Below are 1,831 nucleotides of genomic sequence, written 5' to 3'. Positions count from 1 at the left end.
ATTCTGACTCCTGAATTTTTCTTCAAGAGTTTGCATAAAACAAACAAAGTAAAATAAAAAGTGATTTAGGGGTTTTTTAATTTTTAGTTAACCAAGTTTTGCAATCATCATTAATTCTGGTAACTGTTCCGGGGACTTGTAACAAAATGGAATCACGCTCTTTTTTTTTGCAAGTAAGGCAGAAATGTATTGGCTAATTTTGGGCAATCCATCCAGATTAATTGTGGGAAAAGAAATCTGCGGAGTTTGGAGTTGTTGTAACAGCGATCGCAGTAATATATCTGGAGTCAGATCATTTGGATGAATCGCTGCCAAAATCCCCAACTTTGACAAGTGTTCTGCACGGATGCACTGTTCTCGTGATGGCTTAATTCTGGGTACTACTACAGCCGGCTTACCCGCTGAGAGAATCTCGCAAGTTGTGTTGTAGCCTCCCATTGCTACTACGGCATCTGCGGCGGCGATGTAACTCATCAAATCATCGGTAAATTCGCCTATTTGCACTTGGGGGTATGCTGCTGCTTTCCGTTGCAGTGCGGCTTGGTGTTCTAAAGGCATTTCTGGGCCACATATAATTAAACTTCGGAATTTATAGGAATCTGGCAACAATACCAAACTCGATAAATATGTGTCAATTAACCTGTAACCATCTTCGCCACCACCCGGCGTAACTAAAATAAGTTGTTCTTCTGGACTTAATCGCAACTCGCTGCGGATGAGATTTGGACTTTTACGCCCCAATTCTGTGCGGATGTAACCACAAAACTGTACCTTCTGGGCAACCATTGGCGGTAGTTGATATTCTTGGCGAATGTCGAAAATTTCGGGAGTGCCAACGACAAGCACGCGATCGTAAAATCTATGTATTGCTTCGTTGTTACCGTGCTTTTGCCATTCTGGAATCGTCACATCTGGATGATCCAAAATGTCGCGCAGCAGGAGAATTAGGGAAGTTTCTGTCAACTTTGTTTTTAGATATTCGATAGCCGCTTTTAATTCATTACGGATACCATAAGGCTTTTTGTCTACTAGAAATATATCAGGTTTAAAATTAGCGATCGCAGATAAAATTAACTCTGAGCGGAATTTCACTGTTTCATCAATTTCTGTCCCTAGATACTTGACAGACATTTCACCTGACGTTCCTCGATTTAAGCAGGGTAGTTTAATATAATCGAGTCTTTTCGGGAGACGAAAGCTGTGCAGCATCGGCGAACCAGAAATCACCAGAATAGAAAGTTCTGGAATCGAATCAAGTAAGTGGGTGCATATTGCCAGCATTCTGCGAATATTACCGAGACCGAAGCCATCGTGGGAATATACCATCAGTCTCATGGTTAAATGTCCCTAAGTTATTCAGTGAATGGATGCCGAACTAATTAAGAGCTTCCCAAGCTTACATGAGTCTTTTATGAAACTTCTATGAGAAAATTCTCATCATTCTTTTGTCAAAATTGAAGAATAATTCTGACTTCTGCATACTTCTTCAATTCCGATTGCGTAATGGCAGTATAAGTCAATTCTGGGTGTGGAAATGCGATCGCTCAAATTCCCTAGTTTTTTGTAACAATCGTGTAATAGATTTGACAAAAAAGGTGAGAAAGTTTTAGTTTGGAAGCAGCGTATGTCGTTCATCGACACCACTCGCCCGAACCTTGAAAACCGCATAACTTCGTTGACTGGTGTCGATTGCTTACACAGCAAAGCTTTCAAGCTGTGAAATGCATTGGTTATTGACAATATTTCGGGAGTTATTGACACTCAAAAAAGTGGTGTCGATTAGGGGGTCTGAAACCCGCTCCTGGCAAGGTTTCCAGAAGTGAACTCTTTA

1 protein-coding gene is annotated in these 1,831 nt (G+C 41.0%); it reads right to left on the bottom strand.

Features of this window, described 5'->3' with window-relative positions; translation table 11 throughout:
• Nucleotides 1–87: 87 nt before the first annotated feature.
• Nucleotides 88–1,335 carry a glycosyltransferase family protein gene (locus tag RRG12_RS43765; protein ID WP_420760615.1) on the bottom strand — a complete coding sequence of 416 codons (1,248 nt, stop codon included), beginning with the start codon at nucleotides 1,333–1,335 and terminating at the stop codon, nucleotides 88–90.
• Nucleotides 1,336–1,831 lie beyond the last annotated feature (496 nt).

This window comes from Nostoc sp. CALU 546 (genome assembly GCF_048836525.1).
Note: the sequence above shows the minus strand (reverse complement) of the source record. Positions and strands in the feature narration are given on the sequence as shown.